Here is a 1,080-nt window from a genome sequence, read left to right as displayed (position 1 = left end):
ATCTTAGGTGAATATTTAATATTTGCCGCAATAAAAAACAACACAATATAGCATATATAAGAAATAGTCCCATCATGGCGATTATACATTCCTACTAATGCTAATGTTTTATGAGGCGCAAACATTCCAGATAAAATAACAGTAATTAAGAAAATACCAGCAAAAATATTTATTTTTGACTTTGGAATAACATATCCCACCGCAAACACTTTATACAAAAAAACCAAACTAAGAATGGAAGTACCAATGATTAACAAAGCAAATTTATAATAAGTAAAAATATCTGATTTTGATCCTGTATCAATATCTGAACCTGTGACCTGCGGGCTAACAAAGTCCGCAAAATGCACTCGAACTACTAGAGGTATGACTAGAATCATTAACATTAACCCGATTAATAGGATTTTATCAATTCTCATAATCTCAATTTCATTCTCAGTTTCTATCTTATCATCATAACTAGAATTAAGAGTATTTCCCCTAATTCTTTCTCCAAACAACTCATCTAATTTCGACATTTTCTCACCTTTATTTTATGGTTTCTAAATAAGCCAGTAGTTCTTCAACATGACCCTTGAATTCTTCAGGTATTCCTTGCTTTTTACTATATTCTAAGTACTCCTTCGCTGCAGCATTCTCTTCTATTGATAGAAGAATTTCAGCAAACTGCAAAGAGAACATTGGATCTTGAATAATAAACGGTCGCTGATCTACTGCCTTTTGATAATATAAGGCCGCCTTATCCTTATCTCCTTCTATCGCGTATAAAAGACCTAGATTTCTTGTAATACTTGCCTGATCCGGATACTTATTATGTAGCTTTGTAAGCTGGTCTTTAGCACCATCATAATTCTCTTCCTGCATCTGGGTTAAAGAAAGCTGGTAGCTTTGGTAATCCTCTACAAATCCTTTATCCTGTTTCTTCCCAACTTTATAGGAATAAAAGATCCCAATTCCCACAAATATTACTAAGCCTAATAACATAAGCTTTCGATAAATTTCTTTCATATAAGACTCCTTCTGTCAAAGTTCTACATTCTATCTCCTTTACTAATTTTATGGTAAACCTACTATATTATC

At 32.6% G+C, this 1,080-nt stretch carries 1 protein-coding gene and 1 pseudogene; both read right to left on the bottom strand.

Translation table 11 applies throughout. The annotated features are described in order from the left end of the window. Nucleotides 1-518: pseudogene (locus V7149_RS24670) on the bottom strand (hypothetical protein); the annotation flags it as partial. Nucleotides 519-528: 10 nt separating this feature from the next. Continuing rightward, nucleotides 529-1,008, bottom strand: coding sequence for a tetratricopeptide repeat protein (locus V7149_RS24665; RefSeq protein WP_335348207.1), 480 nt, complete (start codon nucleotides 1,006-1,008; stop codon nucleotides 529-531). Nucleotides 1,009-1,080 lie beyond the last annotated feature (72 nt).

The organism is Bacillus sp. JJ1503, assembly GCF_036965125.1.
GTDB lineage: Bacteria > Bacillota > Bacilli > Bacillales > Cytobacillaceae > Cytobacillus.
The sequence above is the reverse complement of the archived record's forward strand: the minus strand, read 5'-3'. Positions and strand labels throughout refer to the sequence as shown.